The organism is Desertihabitans aurantiacus, assembly GCF_003344635.1.
Lineage (GTDB): Bacteria > Actinomycetota > Actinomycetes > Propionibacteriales > Propionibacteriaceae > Desertihabitans > Desertihabitans aurantiacus.
In genome coordinates this window covers 1-1,024 of the sequence record NZ_QPKK01000520.1, presented here as the reverse complement: position 1 = coordinate 1,024, position 1,024 = coordinate 1, and the positions used below count along the sequence as shown (strand labels likewise).

Annotated in this window: 3 protein-coding genes; 1 reads left to right on the top strand and 2 read right to left on the bottom strand. The window is 76.4% G+C overall.

What is annotated here, in order from left to right:
* Together DVA66_RS20675 and DVA66_RS20670 are read right to left on the bottom strand one after the other, a co-directional pair.
* The coding region (locus DVA66_RS20675) for an SAM-dependent methyltransferase (RefSeq protein WP_114561596.1) at positions 1-510 on the bottom strand (510 nt) is incomplete at its 3' end.
* A 1-nt stretch (position 511) separates the two neighbouring features.
* Positions 512-691: a hypothetical protein gene (locus DVA66_RS20670; RefSeq protein WP_114561595.1), complete on the bottom strand. Its 180-nt coding sequence runs from the start codon at positions 689-691 to the stop codon at positions 512-514.
* Between the two features lie 121 nt (positions 692-812).
* On the opposite strand from DVA66_RS20670, the gene DVA66_RS20665 reads away from it, so the two are divergent.
* The coding region (locus tag DVA66_RS20665) for a hypothetical protein (RefSeq protein WP_198672021.1) at positions 813-1,024 on the top strand (212 nt) is incomplete at its 3' end.

Sequence of the window (1,024 nt, the reverse complement as noted above, 5' to 3'; positions counted from 1 at the left end):
CGCACGGCCGTCGGGGCGGGTGACCGACAGCAGCCGTTCCACCAGCAGCGTCAGCGAGATGAACGAGACGTCGGCCACCACGAGGTCCACCGGCTCGTCGTCGAGGTGGGCCAGGGTGAGCTCGCGCAGGTTGAGCCGCTCGTGGACGACGACCCGCGGGTCGTGGCGGAGCGGCTCGGCCAGCTGGCCGTGGCCCACGTCGACGGCGTACACCGGCCGGCAGCCGTGGTGCAGCAGCACCTGGGTGAACCCGCCGGTGGACGCGCCGGCGTCCAGCGCCCGGCCGGTCGGCTGCAGGGCGAGGTCGTCGAGGGCGCCGAGCAGCTTGTGCGCAGCCCGTGACACCCACGGGTCGACGTCGGTGACCTCGACGTCGTCGGGGTCCACCTCGCTCGCGACCCGGCTCACCGCGACCCCGCGGACCCGGACCTTGCCGGCGCGGACGAGCGCCTGGGCCTGGGTGCGTGAGCGGGCCAGCCCGCGGGCGAGCACCGCCCGGTCGAGCCGCACCTCAGTGCTCGGCGCGGGTGCCCGACAGCAGCTCGTGCAGGGCGCGGTGGGCCCGCTCGAGCCGCTCGTGGTGCTCGGCCAGCGGCACCGAGCCGAGGTCGGCGACGGCGTCCAGGGTGGCGTCCAGCTCGGGGTGGCGGCTGGTGGGGGCCGCCTCGTCGGTGGCGTCCGGGTCGGTCATCGCGTCCTCCTCGACGGCCCAGGGTAGCGGCCGGCGACCCTTGACCCCCGCCGGCGGCACCGGTCTAGACTTCCGGCGCAACGGACGCCCCGTCACCCCCCTTCGAGGAAGAAGAACGGTCATGCGCCTGCGCACACCCCTGACCACCCTGGCCGCCCTCGCCCTGGTCGGCGGCGGTCTCGCCGCGCCGGCGGCGGCCGAGCCCGGACCGGCACCGGCCGCCGACGAGGAGGCCCGCTGCGTGGACCTGGCCGCGCGCACCACCGGGCGGATGAGCCTCAAGCACCGGATCGGCCAGCTGGTGATGTCCCAGCCGAGCGCGGACGGGCTGCC

Bases quoted from the DNA above. Each gene is read 5' to 3' on its own strand.
- DVA66_RS20670 (WP_114561595.1), bottom strand. From the start codon at position 691: ATGACCGACCCGGACGCCACCGACGAGGCGGCCCCCACCAGCCGCCAC.